Origin of the sequence: Gemmobacter sp. (genome assembly GCF_016792925.1) — a bacterium.
In the GTDB taxonomy this organism is placed as follows: domain Bacteria; phylum Pseudomonadota; class Alphaproteobacteria; order Rhodobacterales; family Rhodobacteraceae; genus Gemmobacter.
In genome coordinates, this window is sequence record NZ_JAEULU010000229.1 from 1 (window position 1) to 4,267 (window position 4,267).

Genomic DNA, 4,267 nt, shown 5'->3' on the forward strand with positions numbered 1-4,267 from the left:
GAATTTCCTATCAAACCTCGGCCACCCGGCGCGCGGCCTCCCGCAAGGCGGCAATCAGCGGCGTCGGCGGATCACGATGCGTCGCAATCAGGCCAACCAGATGCTCGGCCTCGGGGGCGACCACCGGCACGGCCACCAGACGCCCCGCCTGCGCAAACAGATCGGCCAGCTTTTTCGGCAGGATCGACACCCATTCCCCGCTCATCACATGGGTCAGAAGCGCGATGGTGGAGTTTGATTCGACCATGGGCGCCGCCGTTACCCCGGCCTCTGACAGCCGCTGGTTGACGATGCGGCGGTTCTGCATGTCGCCGGTCAGCAGGCAGAGCGGCGCGCCCGCCAGCTCGGCCCAGGTGACCCGCTCGCGCGCGGCGAAGGGCGAGGCGGGCGTGCAGAGCAGCCGGTAAAATTCTGAATAGAGCGGCACTTGGGTCACCCGCCCCAGCGGCTCATTGTCCAGATAGGTGATGCCCGCATCCAGATCGAGCCGCTCGATCCCGGCCAAGATCTCGGCGCTGGTGCGCGACAGGATGGTGACCCGCACATTGGGATGGCGGCGTGTGAAGGGGGTTGTGAGATCGGCCACCATCGGCAGCGCGGTGGGAATGACCCCGATCCGCAGATTGCCCGCCAGCCCGTGCCGGAGGTTGCGCATCTCGTCTTTCAGGGCGCGGGTATCGCCCACGATCCGCCGCGCGCGATCCAGCACGCGCTGCCCCTCGGGCGTCAGGCCCTGAAACCGCGAACCGCGCCAGACCAGTTGCACCCCGAGCTGGTCCTCCAACTGCTTGATCGCAGAGGAGAGCGTGGGCTGGGTGACGCCGCACACCTCGGCCGCGCGGCCAAAATGGCTTTCATTGGCGAGGGCAATGAACATTTCCAGCTTTTCGATCATCCCCCCGTCTTGCCAGAGCCCGCGCCGCGCCGCAACGCCGGGCTTGCCGCTGCGGGTTTGCGCCCTTACATCCTGAGTATGAAACTCCGCATTCCTTTCACGAAAAAGCCGCCGGTCGTGCCGGTGATCCGCCTGCAAGGCGCCATTGGCACCGGCGGGCGCTTTGGCGCGGGCCTCAACGATGCCGGATTGGCACCGCTGGTGGAGAAGGCCTTCGCCATGAAGCCCGCAGCCGTGGCCCTGCTGATCAACTCGCCCGGCGGCTCGCCAGTGCAAAGCAGCCTGATCGCGGCGCGTATCCGGCGGCTGGCGGCGGAAAAAGGCGTGAGGGTTCACGCCTTTGTCGAGGATGTGGCGGCCTCGGGCGGCTATTGGCTGGCTTGCGCGGGCGATGACATCTGGGTGGATGACAGCTCGATCGTCGGCTCGATCGGGGTGATTTTCGCAGGCTTCGGCTTTCACGAGCTGATGGCGCGGCAAGGGATCGAGCGGCGGGTGGTGACGGCCGGGGCGTCGAAATCGCTGGCCGATCCGTTCCTGCCGGCCAAGCCGGAAGACGAGGCCCGGCTGCGCGCGCTGCAAGAGCCGATCCACAAGGCCTTCATCGCCCATGTGCAGGCCCGGCGCGGGGCGCGGCTGGCGGCGGGGGCAGACCTGTTCAATGCCGATGTCTGGGTCGGGCAGGCGGCGGTCGATCTGGGGCTGGCCGATGGTGTGGCCCATGCGGTGCCGCAGCTGAAGGCGATGTATGGCGAGAAGGTGCGGCTGCTGCCCATGGGCCAGAAGCGCGGCCTGCTGGCGCGGCTGACCGGACGAGCCATGGCAAGCGCGCTGGCCGAGGTGGAGGACCGGGCGGCCTTTGCCCGGTTCGGGTTGTAAGCCGATGGTGAAGCTGGTTACCTTCATCCTGCTTGCCATCGTCATCGGCGCCATCGTCTTTGAGAAATTCGGCTATCGCCGCCGCCTTGCAAAGGCAGCCACCTGCCCTAAATGCGGTCGGCACAGAATTGGCAAAGGCCCCTGCGCCTGCCAGAAAAAGGGGTAAATCGTGGGTATGGATCTGGTTTATGTGGCCGCCGGGCTGGTGTTGCTGGTGTTTGGCGGCGATGCGCTAGTTAAGGGCGCCGTCGCGCTGGCACTGCGCCTTGGCATCCCGGCGCTGATCGTGGGCCTGACCGTGGTGGCCTTCGGCACCTCGGCGCCCGAGCTGATCGTGTCGGTTCAGGCGGCGCTGAACGGGCAGGCCGGCATTGCCATCGGCAATGTGGTCGGCTCCAACATCGTGAATATCCTGGTGATTTTGGGCCTTCCGGCGTTGATTGCCACCATCCATTCCAGCCAGATCGACACGCGCCGCAGCTATCTGGTGATGCTGGCCACCGCTGTGCTGTTCGTGATCCTGTCGCAGTTCGGCCCGCTGACCTGGTGGCATGGGCTGATCTTGCTGGCCGGGCTTGGCCTCTCGATCTGGGACAATATCCGGCTGGCCCGCGCGCATCGCGAGACGCAGGACGATCTGCCCGCCGATGACCATATGCCGGTGTGGAAGATCGCCGTTTTCATCATTGGCGGCCTGATCGGCCTTGGCTTCGGCGCCTCGTTCCTGGTGGAGGGCGCCACCAGCATCGCCCGCGCGCTTGGGGTGTCCGAGACCGTGATCGGCCTCACGCTGGTCGCCATCGGCACCTCGCTGCCCGAGCTGGTGACCAGCGTTGTCGCCGCCTTCCGTGGGCAGGCCGATGTGGCGATGGGCAATGTGATCGGCTCCAACACCTTCAATATCCTTGCCATTCTGGGCATCACCGGGGTGATCGCACCGATGGAGGTGCCCGCTCAGATCCTTGGTTTTGACAATTGGGTGATGCTGGGCGTGTCGCTGCTCCTGATCCCCTTCGTGTTCCTGCGGCAGGATATTGGCAAGCTGGCGGGCATCGGGTTGGTGGGCGGCTATATCGCCTATGCCGTGGCGCTGGTGTCCTGATGCGGGCCTTGGTGACCGGGGCGGGCAAGCGGCTGGGTCAGGCCATGGCGCTGTATCTGGCGGGGCGCGGCTATGATGTGGCGGTGCATTATGCCGGATCGGCCGAGGGCGCCGCCGAGACCGTGGCGCAGGTGCAGGCCATGGGCCGCCGCGCCGTGGCGCTGCAAGCCGATCTGCTGGACGAGGCGCAGGTGCAGGCGCTGCTGCCCCGCGCCATCGAGGCGCTTGGCGCGCCCTTCACCGTGCTGGTGAACAATGCCTCGGTGTTTGAATATGACAATCTGCACAGCGCCACGCGCCGCAGCTGGGACCGGCATTTTGAAAGCAACCTGCGCGCGCCCTTCGTGCTGACCCAGGCCTTTGCCGCGCAGGCCCCCGAGGTGGGCGTGGATGCGGCGGGCGAGCCGCTGGCGCGCGGTCTCATCGTCAATATGCTGGATCAGCGGGTGCGCAAGCTGACCCCCGAATTTTCCACCTATACCCTTGCCAAGATGGGCCTTTGGGCCCTGACACAGACCGCCGCGCAGGGGCTGGCGCCGGCGATCCGCGTCAATGCCATCGGTCCCGGCCCGACCCTGCAAGGCGCCCGCCAATCGGCGCAGCACTTCGCCAACCAGCGCGCCAACACCGTTCTGGGGCGTGGCGCCAACCCGTCCGACATCACGGCGGCGCTTGGCTATTTTCTTGATGCGCCCGGCGTGACGGGGCAATTGCTGTGCGTCGATGGCGGGCAGCATCTGGGCTGGAAAACCCCGGACGTGCTGGGGGTTGAGTGACCTCACGGCAGATCCCTGCGGCGAGTTGTCCACTTTGGTTTTTGCCGTCACGAAACCGTCAAGAAAACCTTGGATTTTCATATGTTTGCCAAGTGAATAAATCTTTTCCCTTCAAAATCAAATGATTACAGGTTTGCCCAAAAAACAGGCAAAGCGACGAAACCGGCCAAAAACAAGGGAAAAATGCCCGCTTCGCGATTTTCTCCGCAAACTTATCCACAGAAACAGGGGATAGGTTTACCCTTGCCCCCGCCCCATGGCTGTTGCAGCCAGAGAGGGGAATCGCCATGCCCGAAAGTGAGGTTTTCCGATGCAGGATGAGACCCCCGCACTGCCCGGAAAAACCGGCCATGCCCTCATTCAGGACTATCTGAAAACGCTGGACGGCTCGCCCGGCGTCTACCGGATGCTGAATGCGGCGAATGAGGTGCTGTATGTCGGCAAGGCGCGCAATCTGAAGGCGCGGGTGTCGAACTATGCCCGGCCCTCGGGCCATTCGGGGCGCATCGCGCGGATGATTTCCGAAACCAGCAGCATGATGTTTCTGTCCCCGAAAACCGAGGTCGAGGCGCTGCTGCTGGAGCAGTACCTGATCACGCAGTTGAAGCCGCGCTC

The 4,267-nt window shown here is 64.9% G+C and carries 5 protein-coding genes; 4 read left to right on the forward strand and 1 reads right to left on the reverse strand.

The window, feature by feature from the left end:
* Positions 1 to 10: 10 nt before the first annotated feature.
* Positions 11 to 895 (reverse strand): LysR family transcriptional regulator, encoded by an 885-nt coding sequence (locus JNN06_RS10900; protein WP_291239618.1) that lies wholly within the window; start codon positions 893 to 895, stop codon positions 11 to 13.
* A 78-nt stretch (positions 896 to 973) separates the two neighbouring features.
* Here JNN06_RS10900 and JNN06_RS10905 point away from each other — a divergent pair, with 78 nt between their 5' ends.
* The 4 genes from JNN06_RS10905 to JNN06_RS10920 all read left to right on the forward strand — a co-directional run.
* Positions 974 to 1,774 carry a S49 family peptidase gene (locus JNN06_RS10905; RefSeq protein ID WP_291239619.1) on the forward strand — a complete coding sequence of 267 codons (801 nt, stop codon included), beginning with the start codon at positions 974 to 976 and terminating at the stop codon, positions 1,772 to 1,774.
* A gap of 175 nt (positions 1,775 to 1,949) precedes the next feature.
* Positions 1,950 to 2,876: a calcium/sodium antiporter gene (locus tag JNN06_RS10910; RefSeq protein WP_291239620.1), complete on the forward strand. Its 927-nt coding sequence runs from the start codon at positions 1,950 to 1,952 to the stop codon at positions 2,874 to 2,876.
* Positions 2,876 to 3,652, forward strand: a complete 777-nt coding sequence (locus JNN06_RS10915) for an SDR family oxidoreductase (RefSeq protein ID WP_291239621.1) — start codon at positions 2,876 to 2,878, stop codon at positions 3,650 to 3,652. Before JNN06_RS10910 ends, JNN06_RS10915 begins: the two co-directional genes overlap by 1 nt.
* 310 nt (positions 3,653 to 3,962) lie before the next feature.
* The coding region (locus JNN06_RS10920) for a GIY-YIG nuclease family protein (protein ID WP_291239622.1) at positions 3,963 to 4,267 on the forward strand (305 nt) is incomplete at its 3' end.